Origin of the sequence: Pseudomonas mercuritolerans, from assembly GCF_025706525.1 — a bacterium.
Classification (GTDB): Bacteria; Pseudomonadota; Gammaproteobacteria; order Pseudomonadales; family Pseudomonadaceae; genus Aquipseudomonas; species Aquipseudomonas mercuritolerans.
Map to the genome: position 1 here is coordinate 680028 of NZ_JAMSHA010000001.1, position 17033 is coordinate 697060.

Genomic DNA, 17033 nt, shown 5'->3' on the forward strand with positions numbered 1-17033 from the left:
CGTTACCCGTTCAGCGCAAGGGCGATGCCGTTAGCCACGGCGAACTCCATGCGTCTCCAGTGTTCGTCCTCCAGCCACTTGGCCGTCCCCATCGCCTCGGGCGTGGGTTCGGTACCAGGAAGCCAGCGGTTCGTCAGGGCCATTAACTGGCCCAGTCCGTTTTCGCTTAGGCGCTCAGCGTGCTCGAGCGCTTTTTTACGATCACCTCAACGTTGGGCGCGTACTCCTCGAGCAGCGCGCCGGCGATCTGCATCACCATCACCGGGTTGCCCAGCAGCGGTTTCAGCGTGGCCTTTTCCTCTTGCTTAACGGTGGTCATCAGCAGGTTGTTGCCCGGGGCCACCTTGTTGGTTTGGGTCAGGGCATTGAAGTACTTGGTGACGTCCGCCGGCGTGAGGGTGAAGGTGAATTCCGCTTCGCCGACTTCCAGGGTGATTTCGGTGTTTTGGCTCATTGGGGTGCTCTCTTCTTGAGGTTGGGTAAAGTGGTGTCCTGGTGCGCCGGCGATCGCTGGCACACGTCTCGGACGTATTGCTGCAGTCCGAGGATCATTTGCCGGCTTAAGGCGAGCTGATCCCGGAGGGTGAAATAATCCGGTCGAGCGTCTGCTGCGAGTTCGGGGCGCTCTGCATCAACCACGCGGGCGGCGCCGGCGGTGGCGGGCACAGATCCACCGGCGGGACAGGCGGCGCGAACGTGCAACCGGCCAGTGCCATCGTCAACAGCGCCGCGCAGGCGATCGTTCTTGGTGCGCGCATCGGTCAATTCCTGAGTGTTTCGTTGGTCGATCGCGTCCCGCTCGGCCAGCATTTCGCCGCTGATTCGGGCCGCTTCACGTAGCCCGTTCACTTCCCACTGCGCGCTGTCGCGCTCGCGCCTGGCGTCATCGCGCTGATCGGTTACCCAATCGAAGGCCAGCCACAACAGCAAGGTCAGCAACAGGACGAGCGGCGCCAGGCGCAACGGGGAAAAACTCATCGCAGGCACAGCTTCATTTCCGCCAGCCGACGGTTGTGCAGGCCTTGAACGAAGCGCTTGCGCCCCTGCGCGTCGGTCACATACGCCCATACCGGCGTCTTGCCGTCCGGCGCCCAAGCCAATGCTTTGCAGCCATCAGCGATGCGGCCGGCATTGATCAATGCCACTGCACGACTGGCGCAAGTGCTGGGCACACCCACGTTGTGGCCATGGCTGGTCAGCGCGTCGAAAGTGTTCTGGCCCACATCCGGGTTGGTGATGCAGTCGGCCAGCTGCAGTTGGGTTTTGCGGACCACCAGCTGCTCCACCTCCGCGCAACGCTCGGGCGACCAGTAGTCACCCACCACGACCGGAAACGGGCTGGTGTGCCGGGTGATGCCCTTGCAGACAGTCGGCAGACCGCCGGCCAGCTGATCGGCGTAAACGGTGTTCTGACCACGGCCTTCCCAGGTGCCCAGGAAGATCACCAGCGGAGCGCTGGCCAGCGCGAGCGCGCCAGCTTGAATCCGGCCGCGCAGGCTCATGGAAACCACACCCGCAGCAGTGCCGGCACAACCATTTGCAGCACGGAAGCGACCACCGTGAGGATGGTCAGCAAGCGGCCAACCTTCGCGCCGATGTCGTTCACCGCGACCGTCAGGGTCTGCTGGCCAGCGTTCAGCTCAGACAGTTGCCCCGCCATGTGCTCGAAACCCTGCTCCAACTTGGTGACTCGAGTCGGGACGGTTTCGTGCCGGTCTTCCAACTCGCCCAAGCGGTGTTCAAAGACAGCGAACTTCTGTTCCAGTGCTCCGAGGCGCACGGCGTCAGTGGTCATCGGCGATTACTCTGCTCAAACCCCGTTTGGCACGGGACGCACCGCGTTTTTCCGCCCAGCGCCTGGCGCGCCGGCGGGATTTCTTTGTCGCAGTCCTGGCAATGGGTCAGGCTTGGCCCGAGCGGCACAGGCTTCAGCAGCTGGGCCTTGATGGCCAGGTCACGCTGGCGCTGCTCCAGTTCCTGGGCGCGATCGAACCAGTCCACCATCAGCGAATACCCTCGATCTCAGCGGCCGCGAGGTACGGCACGCCGTTGATGTGGATAAAGTCCGGACTGGTGACGTCGAATGGCACCTTGTGCTTGGTCTTTTCGCCGCCCTTCGGGTCGATCGCCAGGAGACTGGACACCTTCACCTTGCAATCGAAGGCTTCCACGCGCAGTTCCTCATCCCCACCGGCTTTGGCGAAGAACACCGCGTCGAACGGCTTGAGCTCGCGAAAGCTACCGGCCGAGCGCGCTGCATCGATCAGCAGTTGAAAGTTGGTGGTATCCAGCTCCAGTTCGCCGGCAGCGGCCACGTCGCCGTCCACGTAGCCGTCTGGAACACCTCGGGTCTGAGCCACTGCCGAGTTGTCGGTAATGTCCAGGGTGCAGTTCTCAACGTGCAGCGCGATGTCGCCCAGGCTCACGTCAAAGTTCTTGCCGCCAATCTTTGCCATGGGGTGTTACTCCGTTTTGTCGGTGGAAAGATCGAGGGCGATGTTCGCCGTCAGGTCTTTCGGGCAGTTGAGGGGTTTGAGCTTGATGTAGGCCGCGACCTTGGTTTTGCTGAGCCATTCCAGCACCAGGTCGCCGTCTTTCGGCGGCTCGATGTCGCCGGGGAACACTTCGCCGGCAAACTTGATGGACTTGGCCATGGCACGCAGCGGCGCCATCAGTTGGTTGGTATTCACCGCCATGCTGTTGGGCGTGTTGTTCAATCGGCGATCGGCGACGCGGCGGATCAGCAGCGGGCGAATCAGGCGAGCGGCCTTGTCGGTGATGCGCAGGTATTCCACGACTTGAAAGTCGCTGCCGGGGGTGTCCAGCATGTTGCAGTCACCCCAGTACACGCCTGGGTAATCCGGGTAGGTTTGCGTAACGGATAGCCGCGCCCGGTCCAGCTCAGCGCGCACGGCGGACGGCAGCGGGGTCAGCTCGCTATCAACAGGCACCTCGCCAAGCCCCAGCACGGCACCGGTGGCTACGCGCATCGGGCTATCAGCAATGCTCACCGCCGCATTGGCCAAGCGGCCAGCCAGCACGCCCAAATCGTTGCCGTGCAATTGAGGCACTACAGCTACGCGCGGCGCGGCGAGGTTTGCCACCAAGGCCTTTTGCTCAGTGAGGTACTGCGCCCAGGTCTGGTCGACGGCGATGCCGACACTGCTCGCCAGAAAGAACACTCGGCGGCCGTAGGTGTTGTTCAGGGTGACGGCTGCGTCATGCATCGCTGACAGCTCGTCAGCATTCACTACAGGCTTGGTGATGATCACCGCTTCGACGGACACGCCCTGTTGCTGGGTCTTTTCCAGCGCAGTGGCCCAGTCACCTTCGGCGCCGATCGGGGCCGCGATGCAGGCCCAGCGCTGGCCACCGTTCTGCCGCGCGGCAGCGATTTGGGTTTTGAGGTCGCTCGCTGGAATGCCCAGCGCGGTGTCCAAGTCGCTGTCGGTGTTCAGCGGGATGAACTGGCCGACGTTCTTGGCGGCCGGGCCGATGAAAAGAAAGTAACGCTCAACCTCAGTCACGGCGCCCTGGCCTAGATTGAGATTGTCGACGGTGACTTGACCGAGTGCCATGCAGTGCCTCGTTAGCGGGGTGAATTTAGGATTTGTTGCAACACCTGGTTAATCAGGAGATTGGTTTCGCGTTCGGTTTCGGCGCCGATGAACTGGCGTTTCGGAAGCGTGATCTCCCAGCTCTGCGCGCCGGTGCTTTCGCTGCGCTGGTCGTCGAGGATCCGGATCAGCAAACCGGCTTTGGCGTAGTTCACATGCTCCTGAATCCACGCCACCGACGGCCGGGTCAGTGTCTTTTTGCCCGCTTGGCGCACGCGAAAGCCCAACCGGCGCAGGCGCTTGGCTTGCTTGTCGGTGGCTGCCAAACCCGGTGGGGTCTTGTTCCAGCGGCGCATCTGTTGAGCGGTACGGCGTTCGCTGACGCCGTTGTGTTGCTGTGCGGCGACCCATCGGGTGAGGGCGTTTTTCCAGCCCATTTCCGCTTCATCAGGGCTTACCCGGGTGACCACCATCAACTTGGCCAGACCGGCTTCCATCTTCCTTTTGCCCTTGCCGTCGCCTTTGCGTGGGGCGAACGGCGTGCCGTCCAGGTTCTTCTGCTCACGCACGCGCTTGCGGCTCATCGTGCGCACGCGTTTGGTGACCTGATTCAGCAAGCGGCGGCGCAATTGCGGCGGAAGGCTCAGCAATGCCAACTGCTCGCGGACGCCCAAACGACCGCGAATGTCCAGTTCGAACGTGCTACGGCCGGCCATCGGTGGCCACCTCGCCGCGCTCGGCAACCCACAGGTCAAACGGGACGAACGCCCACGTTTTGCCAAAGGCCTGGATCTCGCCGGCGTCGTCCTCGGCCAGATACTGCGGCTCGACAAACTCCAGCGTGATTTCCACGTCGAACAGGTCGTTGTCGACCGGCTCGACAAGGAATTCCGGCGCCGGCAGCTCGTGACGGTCACGGTTGACGTCGTGGCTTTCCAGCCAACTGCCCACCAGAGCCATCAGCCGCGCCGGATGGTCGGCGAAGCGCTCCAGGACGATCACAGCGCGATAGTGCATGTCGCCCAGATGCATCCCGTCGACGTCGGGCTTCCAGATCAGTGCAAGCTTCACCTGCTCGGTGAAACTGTCGAGCTGTTCGGGTTCGACCAGACGGCGTTCCTGCAGGTAGGCAGTCAGCCCCTGGAGCTTGGTCATAGCAGCGCCGCCGTTATGCGGCTACGGCCCTGCAAGGCGCGCACTGCCGCTTGGCTGAATGCCAGGAACGTGCTTTCGCGTTCCGGCGCTTCCTTGCCCGTGTTCTCTGCGCTTTCGCGGCGGGTCACCGTGGCGAACTGCTGCAACGCGCTCGCCTTGGCCCGGCAGTACACGGCGCGGCGATAGATTTTCAGCTTCAACGCGTTATCAGGCAGAAGGTTCTGATCAGTCTGGATGAATGGCCATTCCTTGATCTGCTTCGGCGGGAGGTTGAGCGGATCGGGAACCTCGACACTGTTTACGCCAAGGGCTCGCCAGCGTTGTTTCAGCTCTGCCAGATCGGCATTGACCTCGACCATTGCCATGGTCAGGTCAGCGGCCAGCATGTCCACCAGGTACTCCGCCGGCAGGCGGTAACCTTTCTGGAATTCGGCAACAGACAGATCCGGCCAAAAGCCGTCGTTCTCGATCATCTGTTCCACAAACGTGGTGGGTTTACCGGAAAAGCTCATTGCTGACCGCTCAAATAGGGCGGGGAGACTGTTTTCCGTGGGGCTGGCCATGAATGACAGACACACGTCCACAGTTCCCCGCTGGGGGGGTAGTCGGTTATTGGGCGCCGGTGACGGCGGGTGCTTGTTTGGCCAGGGCGATACGACACTTCTTGATTCGCGTCTCGTTGCCGGCTTTCGCGTACAGCTCGGTCGAGCGCTCCAGGTGCTTGAGCGCGGTTTCCCACTGCTCGGCCTCCATGGCGCGGATGCCGATCAACTTGTGGTACTTGCTCGGGATTTGTTCGGTCAGCTCCCACTCACCATCGACGCGCGGCAGCAAGTCAGACAGGTACGGCTCCGGGCTGCGCTGGGCGTTGTATTCGGCGTAAGCCCAGTCGATCACCGCGTCCGCGACGAAGGTCTGTACGTCGCGTCGCTTGAAGCGCTCCGGCATTTCCTGCCCCTGCTCGATCGCAAAGTCCGCCAGTGCCAGACCGTCTTCGAACTGCTCGGTGTCGAACAGCCAGACCATCACCTGGACCAGGACGCGGTTCGGCATCACCAGGCCCGAGTCCATGTAGCGCTGAATGAAGTCCTGGTACTTGGGAAGCAGTTCCTCACGCTTGAGCGCCTGACGCCCGGCAAGACCCTTGATATCGCTCAGGCGCTGCAGATCCTGATCCAGCGAGGCTTCCATCAGCAGCAGGTGCTTTTTAGCGTTGGCCGGGCTGCTAAGGGCTTCCGCCGGCGAATACGCCAGCGGTGCCGCTGCAGCAGCAATCACTGCAGCGGTTCCTTGAGCCAAAGTGCGGCGCTTGTGTGCGAGAGCCAGGCTCACTTAACCAGCTCCACGTTCTCGGTTAGCGCGATTTTCTCCAACTGCTCGATCACATAGCCTTCATTGCGGCTGTTGTAATCCTCGACGCGGGAGCGTTTCGGGTTGTCCACGGTTTGCTTGCGCCAGCTGGAGTCTTGGAAGTAGATCGACAGGTTGTCCCAACTGGTTACAAGCACACCGTTGACCGGAAAGAACGGCACGCTGAAGCTCGGCAGACCGCCATAGGTGGCGATCACCTGGGCATCTTCGATGCGCTCTTTCTCGGTCGGCACGTCGCCTTGCTTGGCGTACAGCTTCGCTTTGTCAGCCGCCAACAGGTCGGTGCCGATGATGGCGATCAGGTCACCGCCGTCGCGCAGACGTTCGTCCACCATCTGCTTGGTGTCATGTACCAGGGCGTCCAGGTTGGCGTAATCGCCATCCGGCCCCAGTGTCACCTTGCCCGCTTCCTTGCCTTCCTTGAGAACCTGTTGAGGCGCTTGCTCGCGCAGCTGCTGCAGCCAGCCTTTGTTGACGTCCTGCAGCATTGGATAGGCTTCAATGTCGGTCTGCGCAGCCGCTTTCAAACCGTGGAAGCCGACCATGATGCGATCCAGGGCGATCTGTTTCTGGACGGCCGCCGAGTAACGCTGGTGGAAGTCCGGAAACTTGGCCCAGGCGTCGATTTTCGCGTACGGCAGGCCCACGTCAGATTCAGTCGACGACAGCTCATAGGTGCTGTTATCCAGCTCCGACGCGTCCTTCGCTTCGCGATCGGTGGTCTTGGTATTGGTGCGGCCGGTGACCGGGCCGGACACGCCGATGAATACTTTCTCGCCTTTGATCTCGGTCACCGGAATGACGTTGATGCGCTGCAGGAAATCGGCTTTTGCGGTGATTGCGTCGTTCAGCTCTTGGGCGATCGACGGTTCAACGGAAAACATCTTGCTGGACAGCGGGACACCGTAAGTTTCGGCGATCGCCAGCTGCATTTCGGCATACATCTTGGCGCCGTAGGCGCTCAGTGAACGGGCCATGGTCAGAGTACCCGCGCTTTGGATTTGTCAGCGGGGCCAGCGTTGCGCGGCAATTGACGGCCATTGCTGGTGTTCTTCAGTTCGGTGAACTGCTTCTGCAGGTCGGCCAACGCCGCCAGCACAGCTTTGTTTCCGCCGCCGCTGCGCTTGAATTCGCGCTCTTCTTCGGCCGTGGTGACGATCTCGTCCACCGCCTCAGTGACATCATCGATCGGGGCTTGATCGGGTTCTGGTGCATCTTCTGCGGCAGGCTCGATCACGGCTTGAATGCCGGCGGCGACAACCAGCAGCTGGGCCAGCAAGGCTTTGAGGGCCGTGGCGGTAGCTTCATCCATTGGGGGTTTGCTCTCGTTTGGGGTTTGCGGAGTGGTTTCGGCGGGGGTGTCTTCAATACCGAAACGCTTGAACAGGCGGGTGAACATGGCGGCCAGTCGGCCGATCTCGCCCTGCGGCTCGGATTCGCGCAGCGGACCGAGTTCCTGGGATGCCGCGTAGTACGCAGCCCGGCTGGTTCGGTTGGAGAAATACAGCTCCTGAGTGCCGAGGCTGGCGGGCGAATCGGTCACCGCAAGCCCTGTCAGATAGGCCTTGCCGCTGCCGGCAAAATTCGGAGTGATTTCGATGCTGGTGAACAGCTTCTGGCCCTGATCGTTGAGGTACAGCAGGCGATCGTTCGGTTTTAGCTGGGCTTCCAGAGCAATTTGTCCGGGCTCCAGATCCTCGCCCTCTTCCACCAGGCGCACAGCGAATACGGTGCCGTGTGAACCAGGCCAGCGCTCGTGGTCGCACCAGATGACAGCGGTGTATTTGGCCGGTGTGTATGTGTCGGCGATATCACGCAGTTCCTGGGGAAGGATCTCGCGGCCATCGACGGTCGGGCCGCTGGTGGCAACACGTTTCCAGTAGGAGACAAGGGAACGGGGCATGAGTGGTAACTGCGCTCAATCGTTGAATGAGCCGCCACGATAGGGAGCCGTTTACCGCCAAACAAACGGTTGAAATTCAGGATTCTCCTACTTCCGCTAGATAGGCGAATCGCAGCATTTCACCCCGCGTTTCCGGTTTTTTTGCCGCATAGACTGCGGACCATGAACTACCCGACCGAAGTTAAAGAAGCCGCAAAACGCCTCTACCTGCGCCGCTGTTCGGTAAAGGAAATACAGGCGCATTTGAAGCTGCCCAATATCCGCATCGTCTACTACTGGATCCGCCAAGGCGGCTGGGACGACATGCTCACGGATGAAGAACCGTTAAGCGCGGTCAATCGGCGCATCACCCTGATCCTGGAAAAAGTCGATCCGCTGACGAAAGCTGAACTGGACGAACTGGAGCGACTGACTGGCCTGCTTGAACGCCTGAAAAAGCTGTCCGCGAAACCTTCGCCGGCGCTGCCGTCTGATCGTCCGGACGAGCCTCGCGAACGGCAGCCTGGTCAACGCCGTGAGCGGGGCGCAGGCGGCGCCAAGAAGCGCGAAAAGAAGGCCAAGAACGACATCAGCGGCCTTACCGAGGTGGATTTTCTCGATAAATTCATCTCGAAGATGTACGGCTATCAGAAAGAGCTGTTCGAGGCGAAACAGAATCCGCTGACCCGCCGCGTCCGGAACATCCTCAAAAGCCGGCAGGTCGGTCTGACCTACTACTTCGCCGGCGAAGCTTTCATGGATGCCGTGCTGAGCGGTGACAACCAAGTCTTTCTGTCTGCCAGCCGATCGCAGTCCGAGATCTTCCGCAGCTACATCATCCAGTTCGCCCAGCAGTGGTTCGGCATCGAGCTTACGGGCAATCCGATCACACTGAGCAACGGCGCCGAACTGCGCTTTCTCAGCACAAACAGCAGTACCGCGCAGGGTTACCACGGCCACGTCTACGTGGACGAATATTTCTGGATCCGCGACTTCGAAAAACTCAGCACCGTGGCGAGCGCCATGGGCACACACAAGAAGTGGCGCAAAACCTATTTCTCAACGCCCAGCGCGGTATCGCACCAGGCATACCCGTTTTGGTCAGGCGAAGAATTCCGCAACAGCAAACGCGGCAAGAAAGCTGGCGGCGTGTGGCCGAGCGAAGCAGCGTATACACAGGGTGCGCTGTGTCCGGACGGCCAATGGCGCAAGACGATCACCCTGGACGATGCAATCGCCGGCGGCTGCGATCTGTTCGACCTCGAGCAGCTGCAGCTGGAGTACGACGAGGACAAATTTCAGCAGTTGTTTTACTGCAAATTCATCGACAGCACCCAAAGCGCATTCAGCCTCAAGGATCTGGAGCGGTGCTATTCGGATCTGTCGTTGTGGGAGGACTACAACCCGGATCTGGATCGGCCGTTCGGCAACAGTCCGGTCTGGCTGGGCTACGACCCGAGCCGCACCCGCGACGACGCCACCTGTGTGGTCATCGCGCCGCCACTCGAACCCGGGGCGAAGTTCCGCATTTTGGAGAAGCACAGCTGGCGTGGCCATTCGTTCACCTACCAGGCCGCACAGGTCAAGAAACTGACCGAGCGCTTCAACGTTCAGCACATCGGCATCGACGTCACAGGCGTGGGTTACGGCGTGTTTGACCTGGTGCGCGACTTCTATGCCAAGGCGACACCCATTCACTACAGCCTTGAGGCGAAAAACGCCCTGGTGCTCAAAGCCCAGGACACGATCCAAGGCAGTCGCATCGAGTGGGACGCAGGCTGGACGGACATCGCGCAGGCCTTCTTGACCATCAAACGCGGCGCCACCAACAGCGGCCAGATCACCTACAGCGCTTCGCGCACCGACGCCACCGGCCACGCCGACATTGCTTGGGCGGTGATGCACGCCCTGGCCAACGAACCTTTGAACACCAACAAGCGGCGTCGTAGCCGCTACGTCACGAGTAATCAGACCAGCCATGGCCAACCGCAAACGCAGAAAGCAACACGTAGCCCAACCAACGCAGCAACCGATGCGCTCGTTTACGTTCGGGGAACCGGAACAGGTGCTGTCCGGCAACATCGGCGAGTACGTGGGCGTGTTCCCCAGCGACGACGGCAGGATCTACAAACCTCCGGTGTCGCGGGTTGGTCTGGCCAAACTGCTGCGCGCCAACGCACACCACGGCGCCATTCCGAAATTCAAGCGCAACCTGCTGCTGCGTGAGTTCATTCCCTCGGCCGGCTGCAGCACCGAAACGATGGGGCGCGCCGGACTGGATTACATGGTGTTTGGCGAAGCGTACTTCTACAACGACACCAACGCTTTCGGCCAAGTGCTGGAGCTGCAGCATCTGCCGGCAATCAATATGCGGGTTAAGGTCGACGGTGGTTACGTGATGCTACTGCCCGACAACAAGGAAATGGAGTTCGAACAGCATGAGATCTCCCATGTCCTGGACTACGACGTTGAACAGAACATTTACGGGATTCCAGACTACCTTGGCGGCCTGCAGGCGCTGCTGCTCAATGAGGCGGCCACCCTCTTCCGCCGGCGTTATTACAGCAACGGCGCGCACGCCGGTTACATCTTCTACACGAACGACCCTGACCTGACGGAAGAGGACGAAGACGAGCTGCGCGCACAGATCAGTGCCAGCAAGGGCGTGGGCAACTTCCGCTCGATGTTCGTGAACATCCCCAACGGCAAGGAAAACGCGATCCAGATCATTCCTGTCGGGGACTTCCAGGCGAAAGACGAGCTGGAGAAGGTGAAGAACATCACCCGAAACGACGTCATTGCCGCCTGGCGAATGAATCCAGCGCTGGCCGGCATCATCCCGGAAAACACCGGTGGATTCGGAGACATCGAAAAGATTGATCGCGTTTACACAAGCAATGAGATCAGACCAATCTGTCAGCTATTCAGCCAACTCAACGATTGCCTGCGAGTGGACAGACGTTTTAGCTGGAAGTCCGGTCTCGCTGCCGAGGATTCATCTGCATAAGCTAGGTCGAGCAACTAAAAACACTACCTTTTGTGGCAGTATTAAGGGGATAAGTTGCCCTGGGGAGGGACACAATGAGAGTGGTATGCAAATGCGGGCACAAAGGGCGAATTGGCTCGCGAGAGGAAGTGACGACAGAGTTCGTAAAGCTGTACTGCCAATGTTTAGACGCTAAGTGCGGACACACCTGGGTCGCTAATCTCACGTTCTCCCACACGCTCAGTCCGTCGTCGCAAACATTCGAACGGATGCTAATCGACAGCTTGCGCGAGATGCCAAGGGCGAAACAGAGAGAGCTTTTTGAGCAGTTGGGAGCACAGGTATGAGCAGAGGTTGAGCCGCCAACGCGTAAGCGTTAGCGGTTACTTCATATGGATAGCTGCGTTGGGTAAAGAGGCGTTGCCAGTTCCTGTTCGTCAGTTGGATCTGGATGCTTCGCTAACAAACAAGCTAGGCGCATTACCTGCTTTTGATCATCAATAACCATCGTACGATAGAGGTCGACCAGGTAGCTTTCATCGCTACTAAGCGGGGATCGCTCGTCGCGTTTCAGATTCAACATGACACTACTCCATAAAGTGCGTTGTCGAACCGACTTAAGGGAGCGTATCGAAACAGTTAATAAGAAAAGTCTGATTCTGCAGAAGCTACCTTGAACTTTTTACGACATCATCGACCATCGCTCTTAAGAACCGACGAATTGCTTTCTGGTCGTCTTCCGGGATGATCCGATATTGCTTTATCAAAGAGTCCTCGATCTCGTTTAAAGCGCTCTCTGAAAGATTTGTACGCACACCTGTAAGGATGTAGGGCACATCAAAACCGAACTGGACAGCAAGCTTGCTGAGATACGAAGCAGGAGCATCGCTCGTCCCTGCCTCGTAATTTGCTTGGGTTCGCTTAACCACGCCAATTGCCTCGGCGATCTCACCCTGTGTCATGCCGAAGCGCTTCCGCTCCTCCTGCAGGCGAGAACCAATTTCTTCAGAAAGATGCAAAATCATTCATCCCAAATATTTACAAATGCATCAAGATGCATCATTCTGCATTTCACACCACATGAAATTGCACGGATTTGCACTATGCCGAACATCAGTATCAGCGAGCAAGCCCGCCAGAAAGCGCGGAAAGCTTTAGAAAAGCGCGGGCAATCCGCGAAGGACTTTGCACTTCTTCATGATTTGAGTCCCAGCACCGTTTATGCGGTGCTGAGTGGGCAGAGCCAATGTCGCCGTGGGGAGGCACACCGCGCCGCTGTATTACTCGGCGTCAAAGACGGTGTGATCGAACAGTAATAGCGGCTCTCGATAGGGAAAAGTAGAAGTTGAAAACTCCAATCCTAGACACACGCAAAGAAGTCATGAGCGAGATCATTCGCAGCTATAACGGCGGCCGCGAAGCTGCAGCAGCACGCTTAGGTCTGAAGCTCAAAAAGTTCGACAACCATGCCTACGAAAATGCGGGCTGCAGCCCTCTGAGTGATACCCAAGTTTTCATGCTCGAGCAGGACTGTGGAACCAATCATTTCCCCAACTACATCGCCTCGATGTATGGGGGACTGTTCGTGCCGATGGCTGACCCTGAAACGCTGGACAACGTCGAACTTTACGCACGCTCTGTTCAAGTTTCTGCCAAGCGAGGTTGCGTTGATCAAGCAATCGCCGCCGCTCTTGAAGACGGATCGATTAGTGACGAAGAAGCCGAATTCATCATGGACGCGCATAACCTCCACGTAGCAGCCAGGCACGCAGAAGTGCTGGCTGCCATCGCTCTCTACCGCGCGGGAAAAGCTCAATGAACAATTTGTCTGCAGTACCGGAATATCAAGATGTTCTGCAGAACGCTGCGCTGTCGTTTCTTGAGCGTCACCACTGCGAACACCTGAGCGACGACCAGCAACTGTTCAGCCGGGCTGTTCAGTTCCTGGTTGCAGACTACGACGTGAAAACGCAGGTCGCCGAAAAGATCGTCCATCTGGCGGGCACCACCATGGTCGCTGTCCGCGATCGGCAACGCTTGAACATCCAGAGCAGCACGTCGACGCATACCGTGATCGTTGATCCGGCCACCGGCAGACAGTGGGCCGTACCGGTCAGCGTCATCTATGAGCGAATCATCAACGCGCCAGACATCGGCCGCTTTCGCTTAGCCTACTCGTAACACCAACCCTCAAACCAACGCCTTTCCCGTATCCCGTGGGTTTGGGTGAGCTGCGCCCGAAATCGAGGTTTCAAGATGGGAAACGCCGTAATTCTGACCACCCAGCTGCCACCCGCAGAAGCCGAAGCACTGCTGGCTGCGATGCGCGAGCAGTACCGTCTGAGCCTCAACGACTACTGGTACGCGGATGAATACCGGTACGTCCCGCAAGAAAAACGGCACAGCTCGATTCTCGAAAGAACTCCGGTGATGGCGGCACAGAAACGCCTGATGGCCGCCCTCTCCCTCAGCCTCAAAGCAGTGAAGTAACCATGAAAGAAGATCTCCGCCACGACGTGCTGCAGCGCCTCCAGTTCGACTTCGGACTCAAGCACCGAGTGGGCACCGATTACATGCGCGGGGGCACCTGCCCCAAGTGCAAGAAAAAGGAGTTGTATTCACGGTTCGATACGCCATGGATGGTGATTTGTGGACGTCCTGAAAAGTGCGGCCACACCTTGCACGTGAAAGAGCTGTACGACGATCTGTTTGAAGACTGGAGTAAGCGTGCGCCGGCGACGGACCAGCACCCTAATGCCACTGCCCGGGCTTATCTGGAGTTCGCTCGAGGCTTTCGGTTCGAACTGATCCAAGGTTGGTTCACACAAGAAAGCTTCTATTCGCCTGAACACAACGCCGGCAGCGCCACGGTGCGTTTTACTCTGGAAAAAGGCGGCTGGTGGGAACGTCTGATCGATCAGCCGCACCGTTTCGGCAAGATGAAGGCGCGTTTCAAATCCAAAGATAGCTATCGCGGCGTCTGGTGGTGCCCGCCCTGCGTCGACCTGCTTGAGGTCAAGGAGCTGTGGATTGTCGAAGGCATCTTTGATGCCATCGCCCTGGTGCACAACGACATCGCGGCGGTGTCGGCCATGTCGTCCAACGCGTTCCCTGCGGACTCGCTCAAAGCCCTAATCAAGACCCGAGAGGGCGGCAAGCTGCCCAAGTTGGTATGGGCGCTGGACAACGAGCCGAGCGCCAACGCCTACACCCGACGTTGGGTCCGCGATGCCCGCGCCTTGGGTTTCGTCTGCGAATCAGCACTGATTCCGCAACGCGACAGCCGCAAGGCGGACTGGAACGACCTGCACCAGCGCTGGAGCTTTATTCAGGACGACGCCAAGCGCGCCGAGCAGATCGCCACGGACGTCAAACAGGCTCGCCACCAGGGTGCGCTGCTGCTGGCGGAGAGCGCAGCGGAAAAAGCCTTGCTGATGTACGACTGGAACAAACGCGGCGAATTTCACCTGGGCTTTGGCAACCGTTTGTACTGGTTCAAGTTGGACATGGAGAAATTTAACCGCGCCATGTCCGACATCGAGGACAGCGAGAACCATGACGATCAATTGCTTAACCAGGCGCAACAGCGCGAAAAGGCACTGCAGCAGTCCGGCAGCGTCGTGGAGATTGCCAACTGCTACCCGCAAGCCCTGTATTTCCAGCGCAACGAAGTCACCGACGAGTCCTGGTATTACCTGCGTGTGGACTTCCCCCACGACTCCGAGAGTGTGAAAAACACCTTCACCAGCGGCCAGTTGTCCGCCGCGAGTGAATTCAAGAAACGCCTGCTCGGCATGGCGGCCGGCGCCATGTTCACCGGCAGCGGCCAGCAGCTCGACAAGCTGATGAAGGATCAGCTGTTTGGCATCAAAACCGTATCGACCATCGACTACGTCGGCTACAGCAAGGAATACGCCTGCTACGTCTACGGCGACCTCGCGATCAAGGACGGCACCACCTACAAGGTCAACAGCGAAGACTATTTCGAGTTCGGCAAGCTGCGCCTGAAAACGCTGCAGAAAGGCGTACCAATCAAGCTGCAGCGCGATGGCAAAGACTTCAACGAGAAGTGGGTACAGTTGCTGTGGACCTGTTTCGGCGCCCAGGGCTTCGTCGCACTGGTGTTCTTTTTCGGCTCGCTGTTCTGCGAACAGATCCGCGCACGTTACCAGTCCTTCCCCTTCCTGGAAGCCACTGGTGAAGCCGGCGCCGGCAAGACCACACTGCTCAACCTGCTGTGGAAACTGCTCGGCCGCGAAGGTTATGAGGGTTTCGACCCGATGAAATCAACCAAGGCCGGGCGTTCGCGCCTGATGGGTCAGGTGTCCGGCATGCCGGTGGTGTTTCTTGAGGCCGATCGCCACAGCGACGATCGGGCGCACGCCAAAACCTTCGAATGGGACGAGCTGAAAGACTTCTACGGCGGCGGCACGCTGGCCACCAAAGGCGTCAAGACAGCGGGCAACGAGACGTATGAACCGCCCTTTCGCGGAACGATCGCGATCAGCCAGAACGCGGCGGTGGTAGCGCACGAAGCGATCATGACGCGCATCGTTAAATTGCACTTTGTGCGCCCGATCGTTACGCCGGAAAGCCGTGCGGCCGCCGATCAGTTGAATGCGTTGGACGGCGGCATCCTCAGTCACTTCCTGTTGCGCGCCGTGGGCAAAGAGTCCGCTGTGCTAGAGCTGTTCGCCCAGCGCATGCCCGAACACGAAGCCAAGCTGCGCCGTCTGCACACGCACTGTTTTGCCTGCGGTACGGCCTATGCGAGCGAGCAAGGCAACTGCAGCAGTTGCGGCTACGACCTGCGCGGTTACATCCGGGTCGAGCGCATCAGCAAGAACCACGCGCAATTGTTATCGCTGCTGGATGGTCTGCGCCTGGTGCTGAAACTCAGTGATCCGCAGGTCGCTGCCACGCAGCGGCAGATCGTTCGGATGGCGATTGAACGCCAGGCCTCGATCAGCTCCGACCATCCGGCCGTCGCCGAATTTTGGGAAGTCTATGACTACCTCGAATCCTTGAGCGAAGACCCGGTGGTCGACCACAGCAGTGACCCGGCGGTGATTGCTATCAACCTCAACGAATTCTGCGAGCGCGCCGCCGAACACAAACAGAAGCTGGCGGACGTGGCCACGTTGCGCGACCTGCTTAAGGAGTCGCGCTCGCGCAAATTTCTCGACAGCAATAAGGCCGTGCACAGCGCCGTGCGCGCCGCCTTCAATCACCGCAACCCTGTTTCCCAACCCCGGCCGACCACGGTCAAGTGCTGGACATTCAAGGCGTAAAGGAGAGCAAGACCGATGCAGATCCAAGTGTTTATGGGCAATGCCGGCGACGGCCACACCAACAAGCTCCAGTCGGTGCAAGACCGTTTGGATTTGGCGGGACAACGCGCGCCGATCATTCAGGCCGGTGCTTACGCAGAGGACGGTTTGCTGCAGATGCTGGAAGTTCGAGCCGCCGCTGGGCAGCGCGAAATCCTCGTGGACGACTGCAGCCGGCAACAGATTTTGCGGGTGTTGGAATGGCAGTCATGTGTTGAACATGAGCCGCGTTTCGAAGGCCTGGTGATCCACCTGGCACGTAAGGACTGAGGAAAAAAACAGTGTCGAGGAGTTGCAGCTCCCCGACACCCGACTACAACTGAGGACCCTAACCATGCAAGCACAGAACCACAGCAGCATCGGCGCGAAGGCTACCACACCGGCGCGGCACCTGGTGGCCACCGCGATTATCGGCGCCGCCGTCATCGGCTACCTGGTGCACAAAACCCCCGAGGCCCGCACGCGCCTGGAAAGCCTGAGCCAGATGGCCAGCCGCTTGGGCGATCTGAGCGCGACGGATGCCGCCGTGATCAGTCAGCTACTCGCCCGCCCCGCCACACAGGGAGACTCACGCCATGTCCAGTGACCCAGCCGTAACACCGGTGCGCCGCTTTCCCTGGAACATCGATTACACCAGCGTGTGCGATCAGTGCGGCAAATGGCGAGCCCAGGGCAATCACGATAAATGCAGCCGGCGGCGTCAGCGGCTGAACGCTCATCTGCGCCATCCCAAGCCGAAGGCATAAGCCGCG

27 protein-coding genes are annotated in these 17033 nt (G+C 59.4%); 11 read left to right on the forward strand and 16 right to left on the reverse strand.

Annotated features, from left to right (window positions below):
- Positions 1 to 2: 2 nt before the first annotated feature.
- The 14 genes from ND528_RS03015 to ND528_RS03080 form a co-directional block, all read right to left on the reverse strand.
- Positions 3 to 143, reverse strand: coding sequence for a DUF6890 family protein (locus tag ND528_RS03015; RefSeq protein WP_191637013.1), 141 nt, complete (start codon positions 141 to 143; stop codon positions 3 to 5).
- A gap of 23 nt (positions 144 to 166) precedes the next feature.
- Positions 167 to 454: a putative phage tail assembly chaperone gene (locus tag ND528_RS03020; RefSeq protein ID WP_263469644.1), complete on the reverse strand. Its 288-nt coding sequence runs from the start codon at positions 452 to 454 to the stop codon at positions 167 to 169.
- Positions 451 to 978 carry a lysis protein gene (locus ND528_RS03025; RefSeq protein ID WP_263469645.1) on the reverse strand — a complete coding sequence of 176 codons (528 nt, stop codon included), beginning with the start codon at positions 976 to 978 and terminating at the stop codon, positions 451 to 453. The genes ND528_RS03020 and ND528_RS03025 overlap by 4 nt, the downstream gene beginning before the upstream one ends.
- A complete protein-coding gene (locus tag ND528_RS03030; protein ID WP_263469646.1) occupies positions 975 to 1502 on the reverse strand; it encodes a lysozyme in 528 nt (175 codons plus the stop codon). Before ND528_RS03030 ends, ND528_RS03025 begins: the two co-directional genes overlap by 4 nt.
- Complete coding sequence (locus ND528_RS03035; protein WP_110645164.1) at positions 1499 to 1795, reverse strand: hypothetical protein; 297 nt, start codon at positions 1793 to 1795, stop codon at positions 1499 to 1501. Before ND528_RS03035 ends, ND528_RS03030 begins: the two co-directional genes overlap by 4 nt.
- Positions 1792 to 2004, reverse strand: coding sequence for a TraR/DksA C4-type zinc finger protein (locus tag ND528_RS03040; protein WP_263469647.1), 213 nt, complete (start codon positions 2002 to 2004; stop codon positions 1792 to 1794). Before ND528_RS03040 ends, ND528_RS03035 begins: the two co-directional genes overlap by 4 nt.
- On the reverse strand, positions 2004 to 2456 hold the full coding sequence (locus ND528_RS03045) for a DUF2597 family protein (RefSeq protein ID WP_263469648.1): 453 nt from the start codon (positions 2454 to 2456) through the stop codon (positions 2004 to 2006). Before ND528_RS03045 ends, ND528_RS03040 begins: the two co-directional genes overlap by 1 nt.
- Positions 2457 to 2462: 6 nt before the next feature.
- Positions 2463 to 3578: a DUF2586 domain-containing protein gene (locus tag ND528_RS03050; RefSeq protein ID WP_263469649.1), complete on the reverse strand. Its 1116-nt coding sequence runs from the start codon at positions 3576 to 3578 to the stop codon at positions 2463 to 2465.
- An 11-nt stretch (positions 3579 to 3589) separates the two neighbouring features.
- A complete protein-coding gene (locus ND528_RS03055) occupies positions 3590 to 4273 on the reverse strand; it encodes a phage virion morphogenesis protein (RefSeq protein ID WP_263469650.1) in 684 nt (227 codons plus the stop codon).
- Positions 4260 to 4712, reverse strand: a complete 453-nt coding sequence (locus tag ND528_RS03060; protein WP_263469651.1) for a phage tail protein — start codon at positions 4710 to 4712, stop codon at positions 4260 to 4262. The genes ND528_RS03055 and ND528_RS03060 overlap by 14 nt, the downstream gene beginning before the upstream one ends.
- Complete coding sequence (locus ND528_RS03065; RefSeq protein ID WP_263469652.1) at positions 4709 to 5224, reverse strand: head completion/stabilization protein; 516 nt, start codon at positions 5222 to 5224, stop codon at positions 4709 to 4711. Before ND528_RS03065 ends, ND528_RS03060 begins: the two co-directional genes overlap by 4 nt.
- Before the next feature lie 97 nt (positions 5225 to 5321).
- Entirely contained in the window at positions 5322 to 6044 is a 723-nt protein-coding gene (gene gpM, locus ND528_RS03070) for a phage terminase small subunit (protein WP_252887147.1), read from the reverse strand.
- Complete coding sequence (locus tag ND528_RS03075) at positions 6041 to 7060, reverse strand: phage major capsid protein, P2 family (protein ID WP_110645156.1); 1020 nt, start codon at positions 7058 to 7060, stop codon at positions 6041 to 6043. The genes gpM and ND528_RS03075 overlap by 4 nt, the downstream gene beginning before the upstream one ends.
- A gap of 2 nt (positions 7061 to 7062) precedes the next feature.
- Entirely contained in the window at positions 7063 to 7986 is a 924-nt protein-coding gene (locus tag ND528_RS03080; protein ID WP_236169505.1) for a GPO family capsid scaffolding protein, read from the reverse strand.
- Between the two features lie 162 nt (positions 7987 to 8148).
- Between ND528_RS03080 and ND528_RS03085 the strand changes: the two genes are divergently transcribed.
- From ND528_RS03085 to ND528_RS03095, 3 genes are all read left to right on the forward strand, one after another.
- On the forward strand, positions 8149 to 10191 hold the full coding sequence (locus tag ND528_RS03085; protein ID WP_263469804.1) for a terminase large subunit domain-containing protein: 2043 nt from the start codon (positions 8149 to 8151) through the stop codon (positions 10189 to 10191).
- Positions 10103 to 10972 (forward strand): phage portal protein, encoded by an 870-nt coding sequence (locus tag ND528_RS03090; protein WP_263469805.1) that lies wholly within the window; start codon positions 10103 to 10105, stop codon positions 10970 to 10972. Before ND528_RS03085 ends, ND528_RS03090 begins: the two co-directional genes overlap by 89 nt.
- 74 nt (positions 10973 to 11046) lie before the next feature.
- A complete protein-coding gene (locus tag ND528_RS03095; protein WP_263469653.1) occupies positions 11047 to 11298 on the forward strand; it encodes an ogr/Delta-like zinc finger family protein in 252 nt (83 codons plus the stop codon).
- Between the two features lie 41 nt (positions 11299 to 11339).
- Here the strand turns inward: ND528_RS03095 and ND528_RS03100 are convergent, their stop codons facing one another.
- Together ND528_RS03100 and ND528_RS03105 are read right to left on the reverse strand one after the other, a co-directional pair.
- The gene (locus tag ND528_RS03100; RefSeq protein ID WP_263469654.1) at positions 11340 to 11534 is read right to left on the reverse strand and encodes a hypothetical protein; all 195 of its coding nucleotides are present in this window, start codon (positions 11532 to 11534) and stop codon (positions 11340 to 11342) included.
- 85 nt (positions 11535 to 11619) lie between these two features.
- On the reverse strand, positions 11620 to 11976 hold the full coding sequence (locus tag ND528_RS03105) for a helix-turn-helix domain-containing protein (RefSeq protein WP_263469655.1): 357 nt from the start codon (positions 11974 to 11976) through the stop codon (positions 11620 to 11622).
- Between the two features lie 78 nt (positions 11977 to 12054).
- On the opposite strand from ND528_RS03105, the gene ND528_RS03110 reads away from it, so the two are divergent.
- The 8 genes from ND528_RS03110 to ND528_RS03145 all read left to right on the forward strand — a co-directional run bounded on the left by ND528_RS03110 (position 12055) and on the right by ND528_RS03145 (position 17027).
- Positions 12055 to 12267, forward strand: a complete 213-nt coding sequence (locus ND528_RS03110) for a helix-turn-helix domain-containing protein (RefSeq protein ID WP_263469656.1) — start codon at positions 12055 to 12057, stop codon at positions 12265 to 12267.
- 29 nt (positions 12268 to 12296) lie between these two features.
- Positions 12297 to 12770, forward strand: a complete 474-nt coding sequence (locus ND528_RS03115) for a YmfL family putative regulatory protein (RefSeq protein ID WP_110645150.1) — start codon at positions 12297 to 12299, stop codon at positions 12768 to 12770.
- Positions 12767 to 13132 carry a hypothetical protein gene (locus ND528_RS03120; RefSeq protein ID WP_263469657.1) on the forward strand — a complete coding sequence of 122 codons (366 nt, stop codon included), beginning with the start codon at positions 12767 to 12769 and terminating at the stop codon, positions 13130 to 13132. Before ND528_RS03115 ends, ND528_RS03120 begins: the two co-directional genes overlap by 4 nt.
- 75 nt (positions 13133 to 13207) lie before the next feature.
- Complete coding sequence (locus tag ND528_RS03125) at positions 13208 to 13441, forward strand: hypothetical protein (RefSeq protein ID WP_064392761.1); 234 nt, start codon at positions 13208 to 13210, stop codon at positions 13439 to 13441.
- Positions 13442 to 13443: 2 nt separating this feature from the next.
- Positions 13444 to 16242, forward strand: a complete 2799-nt coding sequence (locus ND528_RS03130; protein ID WP_263469658.1) for a toprim domain-containing protein — start codon at positions 13444 to 13446, stop codon at positions 16240 to 16242.
- Positions 16243 to 16257: 15 nt separating this feature from the next.
- Positions 16258 to 16551 (forward strand): hypothetical protein, encoded by a 294-nt coding sequence (locus tag ND528_RS03135; protein ID WP_150638700.1) that lies wholly within the window; start codon positions 16258 to 16260, stop codon positions 16549 to 16551.
- A gap of 64 nt (positions 16552 to 16615) precedes the next feature.
- Complete coding sequence (locus ND528_RS03140; RefSeq protein ID WP_263469659.1) at positions 16616 to 16867, forward strand: hypothetical protein; 252 nt, start codon at positions 16616 to 16618, stop codon at positions 16865 to 16867.
- Complete coding sequence (locus tag ND528_RS03145; protein WP_178081155.1) at positions 16857 to 17027, forward strand: hypothetical protein; 171 nt, start codon at positions 16857 to 16859, stop codon at positions 17025 to 17027. The genes ND528_RS03140 and ND528_RS03145 overlap by 11 nt, the downstream gene beginning before the upstream one ends.
- Positions 17028 to 17033 lie beyond the last annotated feature (6 nt).